20 protein-coding genes are annotated in these 25,819 nt (G+C 37.8%); 17 read left to right on the plus strand and 3 right to left on the minus strand.

Translation table 11 applies throughout. The annotated features are described in order from the left end of the window. Positions 1-6 precede the first annotated feature (6 nt). The 8 genes from nusA (at position 7) to IE155_RS01720 (ending at position 10,925) form a co-directional block, all read left to right on the plus strand. Positions 7-1,503, plus strand: a complete 1,497-nt coding sequence (gene nusA, locus IE155_RS01685) for a transcription termination factor NusA (RefSeq protein WP_189376340.1) — start codon at positions 7-9, stop codon at positions 1,501-1,503. Positions 1,504-1,527: 24 nt separating this feature from the next. Further along, positions 1,528-4,182 carry a translation initiation factor IF-2 gene (infB, locus tag IE155_RS01690; RefSeq protein WP_189376341.1) on the plus strand — a complete coding sequence of 885 codons (2,655 nt, stop codon included), beginning with the start codon at positions 1,528-1,530 and terminating at the stop codon, positions 4,180-4,182. Between the two features lie 104 nt (positions 4,183-4,286). Next, complete coding sequence (gene rbfA, locus IE155_RS01695) at positions 4,287-4,709, plus strand: 30S ribosome-binding factor RbfA (RefSeq protein ID WP_189376342.1); 423 nt, start codon at positions 4,287-4,289, stop codon at positions 4,707-4,709. A gap of 3 nt (positions 4,710-4,712) precedes the next feature. Next, positions 4,713-5,657 carry a tRNA pseudouridine(55) synthase TruB gene (gene truB, locus IE155_RS01700; RefSeq protein WP_189376343.1) on the plus strand — a complete coding sequence of 315 codons (945 nt, stop codon included), beginning with the start codon at positions 4,713-4,715 and terminating at the stop codon, positions 5,655-5,657. Between the two features lie 133 nt (positions 5,658-5,790). Continuing rightward, positions 5,791-6,060 carry a 30S ribosomal protein S15 gene (gene rpsO / locus IE155_RS01705; protein WP_189376344.1) on the plus strand — a complete coding sequence of 90 codons (270 nt, stop codon included), beginning with the start codon at positions 5,791-5,793 and terminating at the stop codon, positions 6,058-6,060. A 304-nt stretch (positions 6,061-6,364) separates the two neighbouring features. Next, a complete protein-coding gene (gene pnp / locus IE155_RS01710) occupies positions 6,365-8,497 on the plus strand; it encodes a polyribonucleotide nucleotidyltransferase (protein ID WP_189376345.1) in 2,133 nt (710 codons plus the stop codon). A 118-nt stretch (positions 8,498-8,615) separates the two neighbouring features. After that, positions 8,616-9,500 carry a lipoprotein NlpI gene (gene nlpI / locus IE155_RS01715; RefSeq protein WP_229816956.1) on the plus strand — a complete coding sequence of 295 codons (885 nt, stop codon included), beginning with the start codon at positions 8,616-8,618 and terminating at the stop codon, positions 9,498-9,500. 18 nt (positions 9,501-9,518) lie between these two features. Further along, positions 9,519-10,925 (plus strand): hypothetical protein, encoded by a 1,407-nt coding sequence (locus IE155_RS01720; RefSeq protein ID WP_189376346.1) that lies wholly within the window; start codon positions 9,519-9,521, stop codon positions 10,923-10,925. 27 nt (positions 10,926-10,952) lie between these two features. Here the strand turns inward: IE155_RS01720 and IE155_RS01725 are convergent, their stop codons facing one another. Next, complete coding sequence (locus IE155_RS01725; protein ID WP_229816957.1) at positions 10,953-11,156, minus strand: hypothetical protein; 204 nt, start codon at positions 11,154-11,156, stop codon at positions 10,953-10,955. A gap of 168 nt (positions 11,157-11,324) precedes the next feature. On the opposite strand from IE155_RS01725, the gene IE155_RS01730 reads away from it, so the two are divergent. Beyond that, positions 11,325-12,974 (plus strand): SufS family cysteine desulfurase, encoded by a 1,650-nt coding sequence (locus IE155_RS01730; RefSeq protein ID WP_189376348.1) that lies wholly within the window; start codon positions 11,325-11,327, stop codon positions 12,972-12,974. Positions 12,975-13,011: 37 nt separating this feature from the next. Here IE155_RS01730 and tcdA read toward each other — a convergent pair whose 3' ends face one another. Continuing rightward, the gene (tcdA, locus tag IE155_RS01735; protein ID WP_189376349.1) at positions 13,012-13,797 is read right to left on the minus strand and encodes a tRNA cyclic N6-threonylcarbamoyladenosine(37) synthase TcdA; all 786 of its coding nucleotides are present in this window, start codon (positions 13,795-13,797) and stop codon (positions 13,012-13,014) included. 417 nt (positions 13,798-14,214) lie between these two features. After that, the gene (locus tag IE155_RS01740; RefSeq protein ID WP_189376350.1) at positions 14,215-15,504 is read right to left on the minus strand and encodes a citrate synthase; all 1,290 of its coding nucleotides are present in this window, start codon (positions 15,502-15,504) and stop codon (positions 14,215-14,217) included. Between the two features lie 382 nt (positions 15,505-15,886). On the opposite strand from IE155_RS01740, the gene sdhC reads away from it, so the two are divergent. The 8 genes from sdhC to sucD all read left to right on the plus strand — a co-directional run bounded on the left by sdhC (position 15,887) and on the right by sucD (position 25,802). Continuing rightward, a complete protein-coding gene (sdhC, locus tag IE155_RS01745) occupies positions 15,887-16,261 on the plus strand; it encodes a succinate dehydrogenase, cytochrome b556 subunit (protein ID WP_189376351.1) in 375 nt (124 codons plus the stop codon). Next, on the plus strand, positions 16,255-16,602 hold the full coding sequence (sdhD, locus tag IE155_RS01750; protein WP_189376352.1) for a succinate dehydrogenase, hydrophobic membrane anchor protein: 348 nt from the start codon (positions 16,255-16,257) through the stop codon (positions 16,600-16,602). Before sdhC ends, sdhD begins: the two co-directional genes overlap by 7 nt. Then, the gene (gene sdhA / locus IE155_RS01755; protein WP_189376353.1) at positions 16,603-18,369 is read left to right on the plus strand and encodes a succinate dehydrogenase flavoprotein subunit; all 1,767 of its coding nucleotides are present in this window, start codon (positions 16,603-16,605) and stop codon (positions 18,367-18,369) included. A gap of 11 nt (positions 18,370-18,380) precedes the next feature. Continuing rightward, positions 18,381-19,091, plus strand: a complete 711-nt coding sequence (locus tag IE155_RS01760) for a succinate dehydrogenase iron-sulfur subunit (RefSeq protein ID WP_189376354.1) — start codon at positions 18,381-18,383, stop codon at positions 19,089-19,091. Positions 19,092-19,252: 161 nt separating this feature from the next. Next, positions 19,253-22,057 (plus strand): 2-oxoglutarate dehydrogenase E1 component, encoded by a 2,805-nt coding sequence (locus tag IE155_RS01765; RefSeq protein WP_189376355.1) that lies wholly within the window; start codon positions 19,253-19,255, stop codon positions 22,055-22,057. 40 nt (positions 22,058-22,097) lie between these two features. Then, the gene (gene odhB, locus IE155_RS01770; protein WP_189376356.1) at positions 22,098-23,597 is read left to right on the plus strand and encodes a 2-oxoglutarate dehydrogenase complex dihydrolipoyllysine-residue succinyltransferase; all 1,500 of its coding nucleotides are present in this window, start codon (positions 22,098-22,100) and stop codon (positions 23,595-23,597) included. Positions 23,598-23,763: 166 nt separating this feature from the next. Further along, the gene (gene sucC, locus IE155_RS01775; RefSeq protein ID WP_189376453.1) at positions 23,764-24,930 is read left to right on the plus strand and encodes an ADP-forming succinate--CoA ligase subunit beta; all 1,167 of its coding nucleotides are present in this window, start codon (positions 23,764-23,766) and stop codon (positions 24,928-24,930) included. Further along, positions 24,930-25,802, plus strand: a complete 873-nt coding sequence (gene sucD / locus IE155_RS01780) for a succinate--CoA ligase subunit alpha (protein WP_189376357.1) — start codon at positions 24,930-24,932, stop codon at positions 25,800-25,802. Before sucC ends, sucD begins: the two co-directional genes overlap by 1 nt. Positions 25,803-25,819: the final 17 nt, after the last annotated feature.

The raw sequence follows: 25,819 nt of genomic DNA on the forward strand, positions 1-25,819 counted from the left end.
AAAAGCATGAGTAAGGAAATATTACTAGTTGTAGATGCCGTATCTAACGAAAAAGCATTACCTCGTGAAAGTATTTTTGAAGCAATGGAAACGGCTTTAGAAACTGCCACTAAGAAAAAATATGAAGGCGACATATCGGTACGAGTTAGTATTGATCGTAAAACCGGTGAATTCGATACTTTTAGACGTTGGTTAGTTGTTGATGATTCTGACGAGCCTGTTGAACATCCATATTCTGAAATTGGCTTAGCAGCAGCACAATACGATCAACCTGAAATACAAGTTGGTGACTATGCTGAAGAGCAAATTCCGTCAGTCACTTTTGACCGTATAACGACACAAACTGCTAAACAAGTAATTGTGCAAAAGGTACGTGAAGCAGAACGTGCATTAATTGTAGATGCCTATCAAGATCAAGTTGGTGAGTTAATTACTGGAGTAGTTAAAAAAGCTAGCCGCGATAGTGTGATTTTAGATTTAGGTAATAATGCCGAAGCAATAATTTATCGTGATGACATGTTACCACGTGAAGTATTTCGTCCAGGCGATAGAGTACGTGGGTTACTTTACGCAATAAAACCTGAAGCACGAGGCGCACAATTATTTGTAAGCCGAACTAAACCTGAAATGCTTATTGAACTTTTCCGCGTTGAAGTACCAGAAATTGGTGAAGAAATGTTGGAGATTAAAGGCGCTGCTCGCGATCCTGGCTCACGCGCCAAAATTGCTGTTAAAAGTAACGACAAGCGTATTGATCCGGTAGGTGCTTGTGTGGGGATGCGAGGTTCTCGAGTGCAGGCCGTTTCTGGTGAATTAGGCGGCGAACGTGTTGATATCGTTTTATTTGATGATAACCCAGCGCAATTTGTTATCAACGCAATGGCACCTGCTGAAGTCGCATCGATTATTGTGGATGAAGACAAAGGCACAATGGATATTGCTGTAGAAGAAGGTAATTTAGCTATGGCCATTGGTCGTAGTGGTCAAAACGTACGTTTAGCAAGCCAGTTAACTGGTTGGGAACTCAACGTGATGACGGTTGATGATATGAATGAAAAACATCAAGCCGAAAATGATAAAGTACTAACTTTATTTACTGAAAAACTTGATATTGATGAAGATTTTGCCACCTTGCTTGCTGATGAAGGTTTTACTTCATTAGAAGAAATTGCTTACGTGCCAGCATCTGAATTATTAGAAATTGACGGTATGGATGAAGATATCGTTGAAGAATTAAGAGAAAGAGCAAAAGCAGCTCTAACAACACAAGCATTAGCCAGTGAGGAATCACTTGAAAATGCAGAGCCCGCTGAAGACTTATTAAACCTTGAAGGTTTAGAGCGTCATTTAGCGTTTGTATTTGCTAGTCGCGGTATTATTACCCTAGAAGATCTAGCAGAACAAGGTGTTGATGAAATAGCCGATATTGACGAATTAGATGAAGCTAAAGCAGGTGAATTAATCATGGCTGCACGTAACATTTGTTGGTTTAACGAAGAATAATTAAAGCCGGGAGAACTTAATAAGATGGCAGACGTAACTGTAGAAGAACTCGCCAAAGAAATTGGTGCACCGGTTGAGAGATTAGTGAGCCAATTGGCAAACATAGGGATGAAGAAGTCTTCTTCTGATTCTATCACACAAAAAGAGAAAGAATCGCTTTTAGAGCATTTGAAAAAACAGCATGGTGATGACACATCATCAGCGCCAAGTAAAATGACGTTAAATCGTAAGAAAAAATCAACGTTAGTATTAGGTAGTGGTAGCAAAGCCAAATCAGTACAAGTTGAAGTGCGTAAAACACGTACGTACGTTAAGCGTAGTGAGCTTGAAGAAAAGCAAATGGCAGAAGCTGAAGAACAAGCGCGAATTGAAGCTGAAGCAAAAGCTGCTGAAGAAGCTAAAGCCAAAGCGGAAGCTGAAGCCAAAGCTATTGAAGAAGCTAGAGCAAGAGCTAATGCCGAAGCGGCAGCTAAAGCTAAAGCCAAAGCAGAAGCAGACGCTAAAGCAAAAGAAGCAGCTAAAGCAAAAGCGGCTGAAAAGCCAGCTACACCAGCTCCTGCTGAAAGCGAGGAAGCAAAAAAAATACGTTTAATTGCTGAAAAAGAAGCCGAAGCAAAAGCTGAAGCCGAAGCAAAAGCAGCAGCAGAAGCTGCTAAAAAGCTAGCTGAGGAAAATGAAGCACGTTGGCAAGCACAAGAAGCTGAACGTAAAAAGCATGAAAATGATATCGTTCATTTGACTTCATCTAAATATGCGCAAGAAGCAGAAGATAAAGTTGATTCAGAAGATGAAGGTAGTCGTCGTCGTCGTAAAAAGAAATCATCTCCTGATAATAGAAATGCTAAATTTGGTAAAGGTAAGGGCAAGAAAACGTTATCTGCACCACAAAGTTTACAACATGGTTTCCAAAAACCTGCTGAAACTAAAATGAATGAAGTACGCATTGGTGAAACTATTTCTGTAGCAGAATTAGCAAACAAAATGTCGGTAAAAGGCGCTGAAGTTGTTAAGGTTATGTTTAAAATGGGCGCTATGGCGACTATTAACCAAGTTATTGACCAAGAAACAGCCGCATTAGTTGCCGAAGAAATGGGACGTGAAGTTGTTTTAGTAAAAGAGAATGCCTTGGAAGAAGCCGTTCTTTCTGACAGAGGACATTCTGGAGAAGCGATTACTCGTGCGCCAGTGGTGACTATTATGGGCCACGTTGATCATGGTAAAACATCATTACTTGATTATATACGTGAAGCAAAAGTTGCCGCAGGTGAAGCGGGTGGTATTACTCAGCATATCGGTGCTTATCATGTTGAAACTGGTCATGGGATGATCACTTTCTTAGATACTCCGGGTCATGCTGCGTTTACAGCAATGCGTTCACGTGGTGCTAAGGCAACGGATATTGTTGTAATAGTTGTTGCTGCTGATGATGGTGTAATGCCTCAAACAATTGAAGCAATTCAACATGCAAAAGCTTCTGAAGCGCCAATTATTATTGCCGTTAACAAAATGGATAAAGAAGCTGCGGATCCAGAACGCGTTAAAAGTGAATTATCACAACATGACGTTCTTTCAGAAGAATGGGGTGGTGATGTTCAGTTTGTACATGTGTCGGCAAAAGCAGGTACAGGTATTGATGAATTACTTGATGCTATATTATTACAATCTGAAGTATTAGAATTAACAGCCGTTGTAGATAAAATGGCAAGCGGTGTTGTAGTTGAATCTAAACTTGATAAAGGTCGTGGTCCTGTAGCAACGGTACTTGTTCAAGAAGGTACATTAAACCAAGGTGATATTGTTCTTTGTGGCTTAGAATATGGTCGTGTTAGAGCGATGCGCGATGAACTGGGTAAAGAAATTAAGTCAGCAGGCCCTTCAATTCCAGTGGAAATCCTTGGCTTAAGTGGTGTGCCACAGTCAGGTGATGAAGCAACTGTTGTAAAAGATGAGAAAAAAGCACGTGAAGTTGCACTTTATCGTCAAGGTAAATTCCGTGATGTTAAGTTAGCTCGCCAACAAAAAGCTAAACTTGAGAATATGTTCTCAAATATGGCTGAAGGTGACATTTCTGAAGTAAACGTTGTATTGAAATCTGATGTACAAGGTTCACTTGAAGCTATTTCTGATTCACTAGTGAAACTTTCAACTGATGAAGTTAAAGTAAAAATTATTGGTTCAGGCGTAGGCGGAATTACAGAAACAGATGCTTCATTAGCGGCAGCATCTAATGCTATTGTTGTTGGTTTCAACGTTCGTGCTGATGCAGCTGCGCGTAAAGTCATTGAGTCTGAGAGCTTGGATTTACGTTACTACAGCGTTATTTATCAATTAATTGATGAAGTTAAACAAGCGATGAGCGGTATGCTTGCACCAGAATTCAGACAAGAAATTATTGGTCTAGCTCAAGTTCGTGACGTGTTTAAATCACCGAAAATTGGTGCTATTGCAGGCTGTATGGTGACCGAAGGTATTATTAAGCGTAGTGCTCCTATTCGCGTTTTACGTGAAAATGTTGTTATTTACGAAGGCGAACTTGAATCTTTACGTCGTTTTAAAGATGACGTTCAAGAAGTTAGAAATGGTACTGAATGTGGTATCGGTGTTAAGAACTATAATGATGTTAGAGTAGGCGATCAAATCGAAGTATTTGAAACAGTTGAAATTAAGCGTACATTATAATTGTTAAATTAATAATATCGTACTAATGGGGGCTTAGCCCCCATTTTAATCCCAATATTTATCCCAATGGTATTATTGGGATTTTTTGATTTATAGGAGTTCCAATGGCAAGAGAATTTGCTCGTACCGACAGAGTGGGTCAAGAAATCCAAAAAGAAATTGCGATGATCATTCAACGCGAAGTGAAAGATCCTCGTTTAGGCATGGTAACAGTATCTGCAGTGGAGATAACACGAGATCTTGCTTACGCTAAAATATTTGTCACCTTCTTTACTTTAGAAGGACAAAATGTAGATGAGTCACTTAGTATTTTAAATGATGCAGCAGGCTTTATTCGTACACTTTTAGCTAAACGCATTAAAGCACGTATTATGCCTGAATTACGTTTTATTTATGATAGTTCAATGGTAGAAGGTGTTCGTATGGGGACATTAGTAGATAAAGCTATTGCTGAAGATCGTAAAAAACACGAAAATGATGTAATTGATGAGAATGCATCACAAGAAAGTGATATTGAAGGCAGTTAAGCAATGGCAAAGAAAAGAAAAGGTCGCCCAATTAATGGTGTTCTCCTACTTGATAAGCCATACGAAATGTCATCGAATCATGCATTGCAACGCGCGAAACGCATTTATTTTGCACAAAAAGCAGGGCATACCGGTGCGTTAGATCCGCTTGCTACTGGTATGCTACCTATTTGCTTTGGTGAAGGTACTAAATTTTCTCAGTTTTTGTTAGATACAGACAAAACCTATCAAGTAACAGCTAAGCTTGGTATTCGGACTACGACAAGTGATGCAGATGGTGAAGTTGTTAGTGAAAAACCGGTTACAGTTTCCAATGACCAATTAAACGCTGCCTTAGACAGTTTTCGTGGTGATACAAAGCAAATACCTTCAATGTATTCTGCATTAAAGTATCAGGGGCAACCTTTATATAAATATGCGCGTGAAGGTATTGAAGTACCAAGAGAGTCCCGTGATATTACTGTATTTAGATTAGACTTATTACGATTTGAAGATGATGAAGTTGATTTAGATATTCATGTTTCTAAAGGTACTTATATTCGAACTATTATTGACGATTTAGGTGAATTGTTGGGCTGTGGTGCTCATGTCGCACAATTGCGTCGTACTGCTGTCGGTAACTATCCAACAGATAAAATGGTTACAATGGATGCACTTAATGCTTTATTAGAAAAAGCACAAGCTGAAGATGTACCGCCGTCGGTGTATTTAGATCCGTTACTGTTACCAATGAAAACAGCTTGCGATGGTATACCGGTTGTTTTTGTTGATGATATGTCAGCTAATTTTTTACGCCATGGTAACCCTGTTCAATGCTCAAATGCACCGCTTGATGGCTTAGTTCAAGTTTACATAGGTGATGATATTGAAAACGGTGAATTTATAGGTGTTGGTCAAATAGATGATAATGGGTTAGTGTCGCCTAAACGTATTACGGTATTAAACTAGGTTAGGCGGTTATTCGCTCAGTATAAGTTGCAATTACGAAGATTACTGATAGAATACGCGCTCTTTGAACGTCTTGCTGATTTAGTGTTCGGCTTGACGCGATTATTAAAACACTAAAATTAAGGTAAAAATTATGTCTTTAAATGCTGAACAAAAAGCTGCTATCGTTGCAGAATATGCACAATCTGAAGGTGATACTGGTTCTCCTGAAGTGCAAGTTGCTTTGTTAACTACACAAATCAACCACTTACAAGGTCACTTCAAAGCGCACATCCATGATCATCATTCACGTCGCGGTTTATTACGTATGGTAAGCCAACGTCGTAAGTTGCTTGATTATTTAAAAGGCAAAAACGTTGAACGTTATACGTCTTTAATTGGTAAATTAGGTTTACGTCGTTAAGATTTAGTTTATTAATTGTCTTCATATTGAAGACAATGATGAAAAAGGAGCTTTTAGCTCCTTTTTTTATGGTTAATTATCACTTTTATTAAGAACATCTTTGTTTTCCCTAGTAAAACCATGGTTTGATAGTATAATGTGCCTGCAAATTTTCAGAACATCTGATTTTTTGCAAAACTAATCAATCCAAACTGTATAATTTTTTGTTCAACTTAGTAGCGTAAAAGCCGTTTTAAGTGAATAAATAATTGTACAGATTGGTTATTTTTAAAATTTAATCACCTTATATTTAAAGGGAACATATATGTTCAATACTGTTACAAAAACATTTGAATTCGGTCAACATACCGTAACATTAGAAACCGGCGCAATCGCCCGTCAAGCAACTTGTGCGGTGATGGCTAGCATGGATGATACTTCGGTATTAGTGTCTGTTGTTGGTAAAAAAGAAACTAAAGAAGGTCAAGATTTTTTCCCTTTAACTGTTAACTATCAAGAGCGTACATACGCTGCAGGTAAAATTCCTGGTGGCTTTTTTAAGCGTGAAGGTCGTCCATCAGAAGAAGAAACATTAATCGCGCGCTTAATTGATCGTCCTATCCGTCCTTTATTTCCGGAAGGCTTTACCAACGAAGTGCAAGTGATTATCACAGTGGTTTCAGCTAACCCTGAAATTTCTCCAGATATCATTTCGTTATTAGGCACGTCTGCAGCATTAGCAATTTCGGGTATGCCATTTAATGGTCCTGTTGGTGCGGCTCGTGTTGGTTATACCGATGGTAAATACCTATTGAACCCTTTACAGTCTGAATTAGAAACGTCTCAATTAGACTTAGTTGTTTCAGGTACTGATTCTGCAGTATTAATGGTTGAATCAGAAGCAGATGTATTATCAGAAGAAGTCATGTTAGGCGCTGTTGTTTACGGTCATGAGCAAATGCAAACTGCAATTACCGCAATTAAAGAAATGGCTGAAGAAGTTGGTAATGCTAAATGGGAATGGGAAGCACCAGTTAAAAATGCAGAGCTAATTGCCAAAATAGCAGAGCTTTCTGAAGCTCAAGTTAATGAAGCGTATCAAATTACTGAAAAAGCTTCTCGTTATGAAAAAATAGCTGAAATTCGTAATGCGGTATTAGAACAACTGTTAGAAGCTGATGCTGAATTAAATGTTCAGGAAGCAAAAGACTTATTTCATGACTTAGAAAAAACAGTTGTTCGCGGTCGTATTACCCAAGGTTCGCCACGTATTGATGGTCGAGATCCTGAAATGATCCGTGCATTAGATGTAATGACGGGGGTGTTACCAAGAACTCATGGTTCTGCTGTATTTACCCGTGGTGAAACACAAGCATTAGTAACAGCTACCTTAGGTACACAACGTGATGCACAACGTTTAGATACCATTATGGGTGAAAAAACTGACAACTTTATGTTGCATTATAACTTTCCTCCATACTGTGTAGGTGAAACTGGTTTTGTTGGTTCTCCAAAGCGTCGTGAAATTGGTCATGGTCGTTTAGCTAAGCGTGGTATGCTAGCCGTTATGCCTTCTGCTGAAGAATTCCCGTATGCAGTGCGTGTAGTTTCTGAAATTACTGAATCAAATGGTTCATCTTCAATGGCCTCTGTTTGTGGTACTTCATTAGCTCTTATGGATGCTGGTGTGCCAATTAAAGCATCTGTTGCCGGTATCGCAATGGGTCTAGTGAAAGAAGGCGACGATTTTGTTGTACTTTCAGATATTTTAGGTGATGAAGATCATTTAGGTGATATGGACTTTAAAGTAGCGGGTACTACTGAAGGTATTACTGCCCTTCAAATGGACATTAAAATTGAAGGTATTACACAAGAGATTATGCAAATTGCGTTAAACCAAGCGCGCGCTGCACGTACTCATATTTTGAGTGTAATGGACGAAGCGATTAAAGGCCATCGCGAAGAAATATCTGAATTTGCACCACGCATTCATACAATGAAGGTAAGTGTAGATAAGATCCGCGACATTATTGGTAAAGGCGGTGCAACAATTCGTCAGCTTACTGAAGAAACGGGGACAACTATTGAAATTGAAGATGATGGCACAGTTAAAATTGCCGCAACTGATGGTGAACAAGCAAAAGATGCAATCGCTCGAATTACGGCATTAACCGCTGAAATTGAAGTTGGTTCTGTTTACACTGGTAAAGTAGTACGTATTGTTGACTTTGGAGCGTTTGTTAACGTTCTTCCTGGTAAAGACGGTTTAGTTCATATTTCTCAAATATCTGAAGAACGAGTAAATGCAGTAACTGATGTGCTAACAGAAGGTCAAGAAGTTACCGTTAAAGTGCTTGAAGTTGATCGCCAAGGGCGAGTTCGCTTAAGTATGAAAGAAGCTGTTGAAAAGCCAGCAGAAGAAGCACCTGTATCTGAGGACGATTCTTCTGCTGAGTAATTTAACTCAGTCACTTGATTAAATAGTAACAACTATTGTCAATATTAATAAAAAGGGAGCTTAACGGCTCCCTTTTTATTATACTCAGTATAAGTAATTTCAGAGGTTAGAGCGTTTAGTGAAAATATTTTATCAAATAGTTATTCTCGGACTGATATTGTTGAATTCAGCTTGTTCATCATTATCTCAGTATAGTAATGTTACAGGTCAATTAATTATTGCTGAACCTGTCGAAATTAATTATAAAAGTGAAATAGCGTTAGCACGTATGAGTGAAGTTATTCAGCGCGCAGATATCACTGATGAGCAACGAGCACAGCTGTTTTATGATCGTGGTGTTATTTACGACAGTGTCGGTTTACGTTCATTAGCACGATTAGACTTTAACCGTGCCTTAAGATTAAAGCCTGACTTAGTTGATGCATATAACTTCTTAGGCATTCATTATACTCAACTACAAGAATATACCCAGGCTTACGATTCACTAGATTCTGCCATTGAACTTGATTCTGAACATGAGTTTGCCTATTTAAATAGAGGAATTGCTCTGTATTATGGCGGACGTCCTAGCTTAGCGGTTGAAGACTTAAAAGCTTTTTATCAACATAGAATTGATGATCCATATCGAGCGTTATGGTTATTTTTAGCTGAGCGAGAAATATCCAATGAACAAGCGTTAGCTAGTTTAGAAGATAGAGCCGAAAATATTTCGGATAAAATGTGGGCAAAGCAAATTATTAATTTATATTTAGGTAAAATATCACAAGATAAATTTATGAATATTTTATCTAACGGCGTTCAAACTAATAAAGAATTAAGTGACCGATTATGTGAAGCCTATTTTTATTTAGGTAAAATTAATCAAATTAATGGTAATAATCATGATGCTGCTAATTTTTATAAATTGGCTTTAAGTACGAATGTCTTTGAATTTGTTGAACATAGATATGCCAAATTAGAGCTTGATATTTTAAGAGAAAACACCGTTAATCAACCATTATAAAAATTGTTAAATGTGGTAATGAAAAAACGTTGGCAATTAACTTTTATAGTTATCAGTTTTATATTTTTGAGTGGTTTTTATTATAAAGCATTCATTCATTGGGCGATCGAAAACGACTTTATATCCAATAAAAATATTCAGTTTGTTAAAATAATAGATAAAGATGCTTTTCATTATATTCAATATACAAAGCAAACGCTTGGCTCAAATCAATGGTTAACTTCTAGTCACTTTTTAGCTAAGAGCGATGGTAAGGTTGCACTCGCTCTAGCGGACCACTACTTGTCTCTTAAACAAATGAAAGAGGCTATGCTGTGGTATAAACAAGCATTACAATTAGGACAGTCAAAGGCCGCACAACCTATAGCACAGCAGTGGTTTTTAGAAAATTTATGGCCTCAGTCATTATCGTTAGCTAAGCAATATAATCAATATTTTTGGGCTCAACAGCTGATAGTAAATATTGCTCTTGGTCAAGGTAATATGTCTGATCTTGACCTTATTAAAGATACCTTAGCTGAGACAAGTGAAGGGCAAGAATTACTTAAGCAGTTAAATCTATACCAAGTTATAAATAAAGATACTGTACCTGTAATTCCCCAAAACTCTTCTTGTTTAAGTATACAGCTTTTCGCAACATCTCTTACAGACTTATACCACAGTTCACAATTAATAAAGCAAATTAAAGATACTGAAGTTGGGAATTATTTTTGTTTTAATACTCCTCAATATATTCCAATAGATATCTTAGATTGCGATCATATTGGTGAACAAGCTATACGCTGTAATGAAGCTATCTGGGATAAATATTCTGCCAATATAACGACACGCTATTTAGGTGTTCTATTGCCTTCAGGTGGCGCAAATGTTCATTCTGGTATCTTATATTTAGACAGCAACGATAGCGTTGATGTATTTAAACATGAGTTACTACATCTCTTAGGTTTTATTGATGAATACGCTTTGCCAATAGAACATCCATTTTGCCAATCTATGAGTCAACATCCTAATGCACATAATATTGCTGTGGTAAAAGAAACGTATCAGGGAAGTCGTAGTTATATTCGCCAACAAATATTAACTAAAATACCTTGGCGACATTTAATAGAATCCACTACGCCTATTCTTTATAAAAGTGAGCGAGGTTGGAAAGTCGGTACATCGGAGGCATTTAAAAATAAAGTAGGATTATTTCCTGTTGATACATGTAAAAATAGCCAATTAATATCTGTAAAGCCTTTAGCTGTTCAAACTACGTTGGCATACAATGAATTGCCATTACCACAGGTTTATAAAGACTTTTTGAAAAATGATAGCCTGAAATATCTTATGCCAAGTTATCATTACAATGTTTCAGAAGCGTTAAAAAAAGAAGGTAATAAAATATCTGCTCAAGCGTGGTTAAATAGAGCAAAAAATTTTTAACTTGAGCAAGATATTTTAACTATTATTCTAGGGGAGTAAACCTTCATTCTTTGTATGATGGGACGCTAAGTTAGCGCGCTTGTGACTTATATACTCTTGATGTTGCAATTGAGTATTCTGTCTAACCTTAGCGATAGGCCACATACCTTCAATATGTGAAGCTTTTTCAGTTAACTGATTATACGTTTTCTCCTGCCTTTCAGATAGGTACCATGAAAATAATGTCATCATCTTTTCTCGCGATGTACTTTGTATAGTTATAGTTTAATTTGAATAAAAGCGCTAATTTTCGATAGCTAAAAGTCACACTTTATATTCACTAGATATAGTCGTGTTTTCACAAGAGAGGTTACGTTATAATAATGACAATAATATTATGTCTACATGTCAATATTCTACATGAAAAATTTTGAAATAAACCAGTTTAGAAAGCAGTTTCCCCTTTTGAGTAAAAGGGTTAATCAACAGCCATTAGTTTATTTTGATAACGGCGCAACCACTCAAAAACCTCAAAGTGTTATTGATGCGCAGAGTGATTTTTATTGCAGTAGTAATGCTAATGTTCATCGAGCAACTCATCAGCTAGCTTCTGTCGCAACAACTAAGTTTGAACAAGCAAGAGTTCAAGTACAAAAGTTTATTAACGCAACCCAGACTAAAGAAATAATTTGGACTAAAGGCTGTACTGAAGGTATTAATTTAGTGGCACAATCCTGGGGGAAAAGCCATCTTAATCCAAAAGATGTTATTGTACTTAGCTATGCAGAGCATCATGCCAATATCGTACCTTGGCAAATTATTGCTGAGCAGACAGGCGCTGAAATAAAAGTGCTGCCATTATCTTCACAAGGCATTATATCTAAAGAAGTATTAACGCATATCATTAGTGAAAGAACTAAAATAGTTTGCGTGAATCACGTATCAAATGTTATCGGTAAAGTAAATCCAATTGAAAGTGTGATAACACGAGCCAAAGAGGTTGGAGCGAAAACACTTATTGATGGTGCTCAAGCCATTGCGAATATTATCGTCGATGTACAAGCGCTTGATTGCGACTTTTATGTTTTTTCTGCACATAAAATGTATGGTCCAACAGGAATAGGTGTTTTATACGGTAAAGAAGAAATTCTCAACGCTATGCCCCCTTATCAATCAGGTGGGGAAATGATCAATAAAGTGAGTTTTTCAGGGACTAGTTTTCAGTCGTTACCTTATAAGTTTGAAGCGGGTACACCAAATATTGCAGGTGTAATTGCTTTTGCTAAGGCTATTGAATTTATATCTCAATACCAATTAAATGATAGACATGAGTATAAGCAAGAACTGCTTGAATATGCATTTAAACGTTTACAAACAATCCCTTCTATTGAGTTTATTGTTGAGGGCAAGCCTGACATTCCACTGTTTAGTTTTACTTTAAAATATCACTATCAAGATGTTGCAAGCTATCTTGATTTATCTGGAGTAGCAGCAAGGGTAGGAGGGCATTGTGCCATGCCGCTCTTTGAATACATAGGGATAAAAGGCTGCATTCGCTTATCTTTAGCTCCGTATAATACTTATGATGAAATTGATTTTGTTGTTGATAAACTAACAGCATTAGTTAGTAAAACTGATGAAATAATACAACGTAATAATGTTAACGAAAATGATAATAATGACGCTCAAATCTTAATTGAAAGATTTAATCAATTAAAAGGTTGGGATACAAAGCACCGAGAGCTAATGCTCCTAGGTAAACAATTACCAAGAATGTCAAAATCAGCACGTAATGAGCAATCCTTAATCCAAGGCTGCGAAAGTGCAGCCTGGTTAACTTATTCTATAGAACAAGGGCGTTATTGCTTTCAAACGGATAGCGATGCGAAAATTATAAGGGGATTACTTGCTGTAATATTAGCAGCTTTTAATAATAAAACGTCATCTGAAATTTTAAGTTTTGATATTGACCATTACTTTACTCAGTTAGGTTTATTAAATCATCTAAGCCCAACACGAGGTAATGGGGTGTTAGCAATAGTAAAAAAAATAACAGAAGTTGTAACTTAGTAAGTAAACAAAGTAGAAATTACAGCGAGTCATTTAATTAAACGAGTGCTTTTTTTAAATATTTTTTAATGCTTGCACCTACTGCAAAAAAAGCAAAGCTAGCGGTTACATGAGTTGCTGCCCCAAATCCGCTGTTACAATCAAGGCGTAAAGTACCTTCCTGATGCTGTTTACTGTGACAGACATCGCCATTATTATCCGGATACATTAGTTGTTCTGTTGAAAATACTGCATCAATAGAAAATTTTCTTTTCACGTTACGACTAAAATTATAGTCTCGTCGTAAAAGGTTTCTAACTTTAGCTAGAAGTGGATCTTGATATGTTCTACTGAGATCTGTAACTTGAATTTGACTAGGATCGGTTTGGCCACCAGCGCCACCAATAGTCATAATAGATATTTTTTGTCTTTTACAGTGTGCTATTAGCGCTGTTTTTACATTAACAGAATCTATTGCATCAATAACATAATCAAATTTCTTATCAATTATTTCGGCTAGATTATCAAGAGTAACAAAGTCTTCAATACAGTTTACTTGGCAATCAGGATTAATTTCCTTGATGCGTGTCGCCATAACGTCTACTTTGCTTTCGCCAATAGTGGATGTTAAAGCGTGGATCTGACGATTAGTATTTGTCGTGCAAATATCATCGAGATCGATTAAAGTCAGCTGACCAACTCCTGTTCTCGCTAGTGCTTCTGCTACCCATGAACCAACGCCACCAATGCCAATAACACAAAAGTGCGCTTGTTGAAGTTTTTCTACTGCACTAACACCGTAAAGGCGAATAATGCCGCCAAATCTTTCTTGATACCCTGACATAAGCCACGCCATATAAAAATTTGGGCGGATTATATCAAACACGTTTTAATTGACACTAAAATAATTTTTAATTATCAAAAATAAAGGCTAATCTTTTACCGGATTTTTAATCCAAATTTATAAAAATATCTCACCCATAAAAGATATAATGTATACACTATTGTTTTGCATATTTATTCATTTTAATGAGTAATTAATCACGATAAATTTTAAAATTTAAGTGACAAAATTAAAAAACATAAAACATAAAACATAAAACATAAAACATAAAACATAAGAATAATGGAAATAAATAAAAAAAATGTACAATGATTAAAAATAAAGTTAATTACATCAGCGAACACTTATAAATGATCAAAAAAAAGGTCGCCATGCGACCTTTTTGATTAAAATTTTAATTTATTTACTAAAATTTTTTTATTTTCTGTCTTTTAAAGGAACAAATTCACGATTAACTTCACCGACATACAATTGACGAGGACGACCTATTTTTTGTCCTGCTTGACCAAGCATTTCATCCCAATGTGCAACCCAACCTACAGTACGTGACATTGCAAAAATTACTGTAAACATATTCGTTGGAATACCAATGGCTTTAAGAATAATACCTGAGTAAAAATCAACGTTAGGGTAAAGTTTTTTCTCAATGAAGTATGGGTCTTCAAGTGCTACTTTTTCAAGTGCCATCGCTACGTCGAGTAATGGATCTTTAATACCTAATTCATTTAAAACTTCATGACAAGTTTCACGCATTACCGTAGCACGAGGATCAAAGTTTTTATAAACACGATGACCAAATCCCATTAAACGGAATGAATCATTTTTATCTTTTGCACGGGCAACAAACTCATCAACACGATCTAATGTACCTATCTTTTCAAGCATGGTAAGACAGGCTTCGTTGGCACCACCATGTGCAGGCCCCCAAAGTGAAGCAACACCTGCTGCGATACAAGCATACGGATTCGCTCCAGAAGAGCCAGCTAAACGAACTGTAGATGTAGAAGCGTTCTGTTCGTGGTCAGCATGAAGCGTAAAAATTCTGTCCATTGCACGTGCAACAACTGGGCTGACTTTATATTCTTCAGCCGGTACAGAGAACATCATGTGTAAGAAGTTTTCTGAGTAGGTTAAGTCGTTTCGAGGGTAAACAAAAGGTTGACCAATGCTGTACTTGTAGGCCATTGCAGAAATAGTTGGCATTTTTGCAATTAACCTATGAGCACTACGGGTGCGTTGGTCTGCTGCATTAATGTCTAAATCACTATGATAAAAAGAAGACATAGCACCAACAACACCACATACCATTGCCATTGGATGCGCATCAGGTAAGAAGCCTTGGAAAAAGTGAGCTAGTTTCTCATGCACCATTGTATGGTTAGTGATGATGTTTTTAAATTCTTCATATTGTGATTTAGAAGGCGCTTCACCATTTAATAAAATGTAACAAACTTCTAGGTAATCCGCTTGTTTTGCTAAACTATCTATCGCATATCCACGGTGTTGTAAGACACCTTTATTACCATCGATGAAAGTTATAGCGGATTCACACGAGGCAGTAGCTAAGAAGCCAGGGTCGTATGTGAAATAGCCAGAGCTACCCAAAGTTCGAATATCAATTACGTCGTTACCTGCGTTACCTGAAAGAATTGGTAAATCTGCAACTACTTTACCATCAATACTGAGAGAGGCTTTTATGTCAGCCATAGTGTGTTATCCCCTATTATAAATCTTGTAATCTGAACAAACTGAAAAGTTAGTCAGTTTTTCTGAATATAAAACTGTGCCGTATTCTACTTCAAAACACCCCCTAAAAGTCAAACCAATTGTTATATGATTCGACTAAAGTTTTAGGATTTCTTGTTATCGGTTAAAAAGTAGCCGCAAGCTATTAAAATAGCACGTAATTTGTAGCCTAAGAAAATTGTAATTAAAAATCATCGGCTATATAATTAAATTGATCTTGCTAAATTTTTATATTTTTCTGTAACTTTATAAAATATAGCCTATGATCACGGGGGGCTACTCATTTATATTAAATATATTGAGTACCAGTAAAAAAAAGTTGAAGGCTCTTTAGGCAACAATCGTGAAAAAACAACGTCCTGTAAACCTAGATCTAACTACGATAAAAATGCATCCAGCGGCGAATGCTTCTATTTTACACCGAATCTCAGGTGTTATTATGGTTTTCGCTATCGGTATTTTATTGTGGACATTATCATTATCATTATCTTCTGCGGAAGGGTTCGCCCAAGTTAAATCGTTACTTGATGGCATATTCTTTAAATTGATCATTATCGGTATCGTTTCTGCGCTAATTTATCACTTGCTTGGTGGCATTCGTCACTTATTTATGGACTTAGGACACTTTGAAGAATTAAAGTCGGGTAATTTAACGGCTAAACTTATTATTCTTCTGTGGATTATATTCACTGTATTAGTAGGAGTTAAATTATGGTAAACAACGCAGCAACGGTAGGCCGTAGCGGCGTACATGATTTTCTACTTATAAGAGCAAGTGCAATAGTACTGGCTTTATATGTTTTTTATATCCTTGGTTTTTTCATTATTACACCCGAAGTTACTTACGATATCTGGCAAGGTTTTTTCTCAGGCCTATGCACTAAAGTACTTACAGGCTTAGCATTGTTTGCATTGTTAATTCATGCTTGGATTGGCGTATGGCAAGTACTATCTGATTACGTAAAAGGAAATTTTTTACGCGGTGTTTTACAATTTTTATTTGCAGTTACATTACTTGTTTATTTAGTAGTGGGCTTATTAACAGTGTGGGGTGTGTAAGTGAGCGTTCCAGTTCGTGAGTTTGACGCCATAGTTATTGGCGCTGGTGGTGCAGGTATGCGCGCCGCATTAGCAATTTCTGAATCAGGCAAATCTTGTGCCCTGATATCAAAAGTATTCCCTACTCGTTCTCATACAGTATCTGCTCAAGGTGGTATTACTGTAGCATTGGGGAACGCCCATGAAGATCATTGGGAACAACATATGTACGATACCGTTAAAGGTTCTGATTATATCGGAGACCAAGATGCGATTGAGTACATGTGTAAAACAGGTCCTGAATCTATCATTGAATTAGAAAATATGGGTTTACCTTTTTCTCGTACAGAAGAAGGTAAAATTTACCAACGTCCTTTCGGCGGTCAGTCTAAAAACTTTGGTGGCGAACAAGCAGCTCGTACAGCAGCCGCCGCCGACCGTACAGGTCATGCATTATTACATTGCTTGTATCAGCAAAATGTTAAAAATAAAACAAACGTTTATTCAGAATGGTATGCGTTAGATTTAGTGAAAAATTCAGATGGCGCGGTTGTTGGTACAACGGCTATTTGTATTGAAACTGGTGAAGTAGTTTACTTTAAAGCGCGTGCAACGGTTCTTGCTACCGGTGGTGCGGGTCGTATATTTGCATCGACTACTAACGCACATATTAATACCGGTGATGGTGTTGGTATGTCACTTCGTGCTGGCATTCAAATGCAAGACATGGAAATGTGGCAGTTCCACCCAACAGGTATTGCAGGTGCTGGTGTTCTAGTTACCGAAGGTTGTCGTGGTGAAGGTGGTTACCTTCTAAATAAAGATGGTGAACGCTTTATGGAGCGTTACGCACCTAATGCTAAAGATTTAGCTGGTCGTGATGTTGTTGCTCGTTCAATGATGACTGAGATCCGTGAAGGTCGAGGCTGTGATGGTCCTTGGGGTCCACATATTAAGTTAAAACTTGATCACTTAGGTAAAGAAACATTAGAAAAACGTTTACCAGGTGTTTGTGATTTATCAAGAACATTTGCTCACGTTGACCCTGTTGAAGAGCCAATTCCTGTTATCCCTACTTGTCATTATCAGATGGGTGGCGTACCTTGTAATGTTAATGGTCAAGCAATTAATATTGCTGCAGATGGCACTGAAACCATTGTTGAAGGTTTATTTGCCGTAGGTGAAATTGCTTGTGTATCTGTACATGGTGCTAACCGTTTAGGTGGTAACTCATTACTCGATTTGGTCGTGTTTGGTCGTTCAGCAGGAAACTTCTTGGGTACATATCTAAATGATACTCAATTTGGTAAAGATGCTTCAGAATCAGATTTAGAAGCATCTTTAGCACGTACTCAACGTTGGGAGTCTTCTACTTCGGGCGAAGATCCTGTACAAATTCGTAAAGACTTACAACAATGTATGCAATTGAACTTCTCGGTATTCCGTGAAGGTGAAGCAATGGCTCAAGGCATGAAAGAGTTAACGGAGATTCGTGAACGTCTTAACAATGCACATTTAAATGATAAGTCATCTGAGTTTAATACTCAGCGTATTGAATGTTTAGAGTTAGATAACCTTATGGAAACGGCATTTTGTTCTGCTAAAGCAGCTAACTTCCGTACGGAGTCTCGTGGTGCACATGCTCGTCAAGATTTCACAGAGCGTGATGATGAAAACTGGTTATGCCATTCAATATACTCACCAACTACTGAAGATATGTCTAAACGTTCAGTTAATATGAGTCCAGTTCACCGTGAAGCTTTCCCGCCGAAAGCTAGAACTTACTAGGAGCATTATTGATGAAACAAATTTTTTCGATTTACCGTTACAACCCTGACGTTGATAATGCGCCTTACATGAAAGAATATGAGCTAGAAATACCTGATGGTTCAGACTTAATGGTATTAGACGCGTTAATCTTGCTTAAAGAGCAAGATTCTACTTTATCTTTCCGCCGTTCATGTCGAGAAGGTGTTTGTGGTTCAGATGGTTTGAATATGAATGGTAAAAATGGCTTAGCTTGTATAACTCCATTATCAGACCTTAAAGCTAAAACAATTGTTTTACGTCCATTACCGGGTTTACCGGTAATACGAGATTTAATTATTGATTTAACACAATTTTATAATCAATATGAAAAGATCAAACCGTATTTAATCAATGACGGTAAAGACGTTCCAGCTCGTGAACATTTACAATCTATTGAGGAACGTGAACATTTAGACGGATTATACGAGTGTATTTTATGTGCTTGTTGCTCAACGTCTTGTCCATCATTTTGGTGGAATCCTGATAAATTTATCGGTCCTGCAGGATTATTACACGCCTATCGCTTCTTAATTGATAGTCGTGATACTGCTACTGAAGAGCGTTTAGATGGATTACAAGATGCATATAGTGTATTCCGTTGTCATGGTATTATGAATTGTGTTGATGTTTGTCCAAAAGGATTAAACCCAACAAAAGCAATTGGGCATATTAAATCTATGCTGGTTGCTCGAGCAGTTTAAATATCTATAGCCAGTTTATATAATGTATAAACTGGCTGTAAACTTTCTGTATAATAGATAAGTTTACATAACAGAGCCGTTTTAAAACGATGATGAATTAAGTATTCATCACTTTAGAACATATTTCATTGGTTGCTTTTATCCCAGTAAAGGAACAGGCAATGCCAGAAGGTGTAATGAAGGCTTGGATAGAGTCTTCCCATTTAAGTGGCGCAAATGCTGCTTATTTTGAAGAGTTATATGAATCATATCTAGATAATTCGCAATCTGTATCTGCAGAATGGCGAACTGTCTTCGAACAGCTACCTAAAATCGAAGGTGCCGATGTTGAATATCGTCACTCTGAGATTCGCGAAGAATTTAAACAATTAGCTAAGCAAACCCAAAAAACGGTAGTCGTTTCTGGTGGTAGTGATGCTAAGCAAGTTAAAGTTCTACAGCTGATAAATTCTTTCCGTTTTCGTGGTCATCAAAATGCCAATATAGATCCATTAGGTCTATGGCAACGTGATAAAGTGCGTGACTTACAACTTTCGCACCATGACTTATCTGAAAATGATTTTGATAAAGAATTCAATACGGGTTCTTTTGCAAATGGCCAAGAAACAATGAAGCTTGGCGATTTATACAAAGCATTATCTAAAACTTATTGCGGTTCAATTGGTGCTGAATATATGCACATGACCTCGACTGAAGAGAAACGTTGGATACAACAACGTTTAGAGTCGGTTCAGTCTAAGCCTAAATTATCAGTCGAACAGAAAGAAGAAGTGTTAAAAGGCTTAATTGCTGCGGACGGTTTAGAAAAATATCTTGGAGCAAAATTCCCAGGTGCTAAGCGTTTCTCACTAGAAGGTGGCGATGCACTTATTCCTATGCTGAAAGAGTTAATCACTCGTGCTGGTTCTAAAGGTACCAAAGAAGTTGTTTTTGGTATGGCTCACCGTGGTCGTTTGAACGTACTTGTTAACGTTATGGGTAAAAACCCTTCAAAGTTATTTGATGAATTTGGTGGTAAGCATGATGAAATCTTATCATCGGGCGATGTTAAGTATCATCAAGGCTATTCTTCAGATTTCGTAACACCAGGTGGAAATGTTCATTTAGCGTTAGCGTTTAACCCTTCGCATCTTGAAATTGTAAACCCTGTTGTTATGGGCTCTGTTCGTGCACGCTTAGATCGTCGTAAATGCACTCAAGGTGATTTAGTGTTACCTGTTACCATTCATGGTGACTCAGCAATAGCCGGACAAGGTGTTGTTCAAGAAACGTTTAATATGTCTCAAGCACGTGCTTTTAAAGTAGGTGGCAGCATTCGTATTGTCGTCAATAACCAAGTTGGTTTTACAACTTCAAAACCTGAAGATACTCGCAGTGGCGAATACTGTACTGAAATTGCAAAAATGGTTTCAGCACCTATTCTTCATGTTAATGGTGATGATCCTGAAGCGGTAATATTAGCTACTCAAATTGCACTCGATTTTAGATCTGAATTTAAACGTGATGTAGTTATTGATTTAGTGTGTTATCGCCGTCATGGACATAATGAAGCTGATGAGCCAAGTGCAACACAGCCTTTAATGTATAAAATCATTAAAAAGCATCCAACACCACGTCAATTGTACGCAACACAACTTGATAATGAAGGTAGCATTAGCAAAGCTAAATCTGATGAGTTAGCTAACTATTACCGTAAATTATTAGACGAAGGTCAGTGTACAGTAGAACAATGGCGACCAATGACAGAACATTCTGTTGATTGGACTCCTTTTATTGGTCATAACTGGGATGATGATTATCAAAAAGAAATTTCTGTTGAAAAGTTAAAAGAACTTGCAGAAAAAATTTCTACTTACCCAGAATCTCATCCTGTACATGGTCGTGTAAAGAAAATTTATGATGACCGTGTCAAAATGGCATCAGGTGAAAAATTACTAGATTGGGGAATGGCGGAAAACTTAGCTTATGCTTGTGTCGTTGATTCAGGACAACGCGTTCGTATTACTGGTCAAGATTCAGGACGAGGCACATTTTTCCATCGACATGCCGTTTTACATAACCAAGAAAATGCAAACTTATATTTGCCTTTGCAAAACGTTAGAGAAGGGCAAGGTCCCTTTGATGTTAACGACTCGGTATTATCAGAAGTATCAGTGTTAGCATTTGAATATGGTTACACAACCGCAGAACCGGCAGGTTTAACCATTTGGGAAGCCCAATTTGGTGACTTTGCTAACTGTGCGCAAGTAGTATTTGACCAATTTATATCATCTGGAGAACAAAAGTGGGGTCGTTTATGTGGTTTAACTATGTTGTTGCCACATGGTTATGAAGGTCAAGGCCCAGAGCATTCATCTGCACGTTTAGAGCGATTCTTACAATTGTGTGCTGATCACAACATGCAGGTTTGTGTGCCATCTACACCGGCGCAGGTATTTAATATGCTTCGTCGCCAAGTGATACGCCCAATGCGTCGCCCACTAGTGGTAATGTCACCTAAATCACTTTTACGTCATCCTTTAGCGGTATCATCGCTTGAAGAATTATCGACTGGGGTGTTCCATAACGTAATTGGTGAAATAGATGATATTAACCCTAAAGACGTAACACGTGTTGTATTTTGTAGTGGTAAAGTTTACTACGAATTACTCGAACAACGTCGTAAAAACGAATTAAACAATGTTGCTATTATTCGTATTGAACAACTGTATCCTTTCCCTGAGCAAGAATTGCAAAAAGAGTTAGAACAGTATCAACATGTTAAGCAATTTGTTTGGTGTCAAGAAGAGCCACAAAACCAAGGGGCTTGGTATTGCTCTCAGCATCACTTTAGAGCAGCTATCCCTGACGGGACTTATTTGACATATGCTGGCCGCAAGGCATCTGCAGCACCAGCTGTTGGTTATATGTCTGTACATGTTAAAGAGCAACAAGCGCTAGTTAGCGACGCGTTAACGGTTGAATAGACCATTTGTATATAAAGATTTGTGAGTAAGGAATAAATTAATGACAACCGAAATAAAGGTTCCCGTATTACCTGAATCAGTGGCTGATGCAACCGTAGCTACTTGGCATGTACAAGTAGGCGATAGCGTTACTCGCGACCAAGTATTAGTTGATATTGAAACAGATAAAGTGGTACTTGAAGTACCAGCAACTTCTGATGGTGTAATTACTGAAATTACCCAACAAGAAGGTGCAACTGTATTAGGTGATCAAGTGATTGCTATTTTATCTGAAGGTAAAGCTTCTGGTGATAAAGCGCCAGAGTCTAAATCTGAAAGTGCGCCTGCATCTAAAGAAAGTGCATCGGCACCAGCTAGTACAGGCAGCACAGTAGATGTTGTAGTTCCGGTACTACCTGAGTCAGTTGCCGACGCAACTATTGCAACTTGGCATGTTTCTGAAGGTGATGCAGTTTCTCGTGATCAAGTATTAGTTGAAATTGAAACAGATAAAGTCGTATTAGAAGTACCAGCAACTGCTGATGGCGTAATGGGTAAAATTATCCACGCTGAAGGTGATACAGTTTTAGGCCAACAAAAAATTGGTGAAATGTCTTCTGGTGCAACGGCTGCACCTGCTCCAGCAGCTTCTGCCGAAGATGCTATTAGTGCTGATGAATTAGCAAGTCCTTCAGTACGTCGTTTAATGACAGAAAAAGGTTTATCAGCTTCTGATGTAACAGGTTCAGGTAAAGGTGGACGTATTACAAAAGAAGATGTTGAAGCCGCAGCAAATAAACCAGCAGCAGCACCAAAATCAACGCCAGCACCAGCTGCACAAGCGTCTGAAGCTTTAGGTGAGCGTACACAAAAACGTGTACCTATGACACGTTTACGTAAAACAATTGCAACACGTTTATTAGAAGCGAAAAATTCAACAGCCATGTTAACTACATTTAACGAAGTTAACATGAAGCCGATTATGGATTTACGCAAGCAATATAAAGATGTTTTCGAAAAAACGCATGACACACGTTTAGGTTTTATGTCTTTCTACGTGAAAGCAGTAACCGAAGCGTTGAAACGTTATCCTGCAGTTAACGCATCAATTGACGGTGATGACATTGTTTATCATAACTTCTTTGATATCTCTATTGCTGTTTCTACTCCTCGTGGTTTAGTAACACCAGTATTGCGTGATGCAGACCAACTTAGCATGGCAGGTATTGAAAACGGCATTCGCGATTTAGCGATTAAAGGTCGTGACGGTAAACTTGCAATGTCTGATATGCAAGGCGGAAACTTTACTATCACTAACGGCGGTGTATTTGGTTCATTACTTTCTACGCCTATTTTAAACTTACCACAAGCCGCTATTTTGGGTATGCATAAAATCCAAGACAGACCAATGGCTGTTGACGGGAAAGTTGAAATATTGCCAATGATGTACTTAGCGCTTTCTTATGATCATCGTTTAATCGATGGTAAAGAATCGGTAGGTTTCTTAGTGACAATTAAAGAATTACTTGAAGATCCAACACGTCTTTTACTTGATGTTTAATCGCTTAGACAAATAGCGAAAAAAATATTGAAATTTAGACTATAGTATTAGCTCTAGGGACTACCGTCTTTAGAGCTTTTGTACTATAATCGGACGACTTTTTTCGATGGTGATGATTCTTAAGGAATTATTACCATTATCATCTACAGATAAATGGAAAAACACCATGAATTTGCATGAGTATCAAGCGAAACAATTATTCGCTGAATATGGTTTACCAGTTTCTGAAGGTTTCGCTTGCGATACCCCTCAAGAAGCTGCAGAAGCTGCTGATAAAATTGGCGGCAATATGTGGGTTGTTAAAACTCAGGTTCACGCTGGTGGTCGCGGTAAGGCTGGCGGCGTTAAGCTAGTTAAAACTAAAGACGAAATCAAAGAGTTTGCTCAAAACTGGTTAGGTAAGAACTTAGTAACTTATCAAACAGATGAAAACGGCCAACCTGTTGCTAAAATTTTAGTTGAAAGCTGTACTGATATTGCTAACGAATTATACCTTGGTGCTGTTGTAGACCGTGGTTCTCGTAAAGTAGTATTTATGGCATCAACTGAAGGTGGCGTTGATATTGAAAAGATTGCTGAAGAAACACCTGAGTTAATTCACCAAGCTGAAATTGATCCATTAGTGGGTGCTCAACCTTATCAAGCGCGTGAATTAGGCTTTAAATTAGGCTTAAATCCTACTCAAATGAAGCAATTTGTTAAGATCTTTATGGGTCTTGCACAAATGTTCACTGATTTTGATTTTGCGTTATTAGAAATTAACCCGTTAGTTATTACTGACGAAGGTAATCTTCATTGTTTAGATGGTAAAATCGGTATTGATGGTAATGCATTATATCGTCAACCTAAAATGCGCGCATTCCACGATCCATCACAAGAAGATGAGCGTGAAGCACATGCAGCACAATGGGAATTAAACTACGTTGCATTAGACGGTAATGTGGGTTGTATGGTTAACGGTGCAGGCCTAGCAATGGGTACTATGGATATCGTTAATTTACACGGTGGCAAGCCTGCTAACTTCCTAGATGTTGGTGGTGGCGCAACGAAAGAACGTGTTGCAGAAGCATTTAAAATTATCCTTTCTGATGACAATGTTAAAGCAGTATTAGTAAACATCTTTGGTGGTATCGTACGTTGTGACATGATCGCTGAAGGTATTATCGCTGCAGTTAAAGAAGTTGGCGTTAAAGTACCTGTTGTTGTTCGTTTAGAAGGTACAAATGCTGAAGCAGGTCGTGCAGTATTAGCAAATTCAGATGTTAACGTTATTGCGGCTGAGTCATTAACTGATGCAGCACAAAAAGTTGTTGCAGCTGCGGAGGGCAAATAATGTCTGTATTAATTAACAAAGATACTAAAGTAATCTGTCAAGGTTTCACTGGTGGACAAGGTACATTCCACTCAGAACAAGCACTTGAATATGGTACGCAAATGGTTGGTGGTGTATCACCAGGCAAAGGTGGTCAAACTCACCTTGGTTTACCAGTATTTAATACCGTACGTGAAGCGGTAGAAGCAACTGGCGCAACAGCTACAGTTATCTATGTACCAGCTCCATTTTGTAAAGATGCTATTTTAGAAGCTATTGATGCTGGCATTAAACTTATCGTAACTATTACTGAAGGTATTCCAACTTTAGATATGGTTGACGTTAAAGTTAAACTTGAGCAAACAGGCGTTCGTATGATCGGTCCTAACTGCCCAGGTGTTATCACGCCAGGTGAAACTAAAATTGGTATCATGCCAGGTCACATTCACTTACCAGGTAAAGTAGGTATTGTATCGCGTTCAGGTACATTAACTTATGAAGCGGTTAAGCAAACAACTGATGCTGGTTTCGGCCAATCTACTTGTGTAGGTATTGGTGGTGACCCAATTCCAGGTACTAACTTCATCGACGTTTTAGAAATGTTCCAAAACGATCCACAAACTGAAGCGATTGTAATGATCGGTGAAATTGGTGGAACAGCTGAAGAAGAAGCGGCTGAATATATCAAAGCTAACGTAACTAAGCCTGTTGTGTCTTACATTGCTGGTGTTACTGCACCTGCTGGTAAGCGTATGGGTCATGCCGGTGCGATTATCGCTGGTGGTAAAGGTACAGCTGATGAGAAATTTGCAGCTCTTGAAGCGGCTGGTGTTAAAACTGTTCGTTCTTTAGCGGATATTGGTGTTGCACTTAAAGAGAAAACGGGTTGGTAAGCGAGTAGCTTACAGTT

The organism is Thalassotalea profundi (assembly GCF_014653195.1).
Taxonomy (GTDB): Bacteria; Pseudomonadota; Gammaproteobacteria; order Enterobacterales; family Alteromonadaceae; genus Thalassotalea_B; species Thalassotalea_B profundi.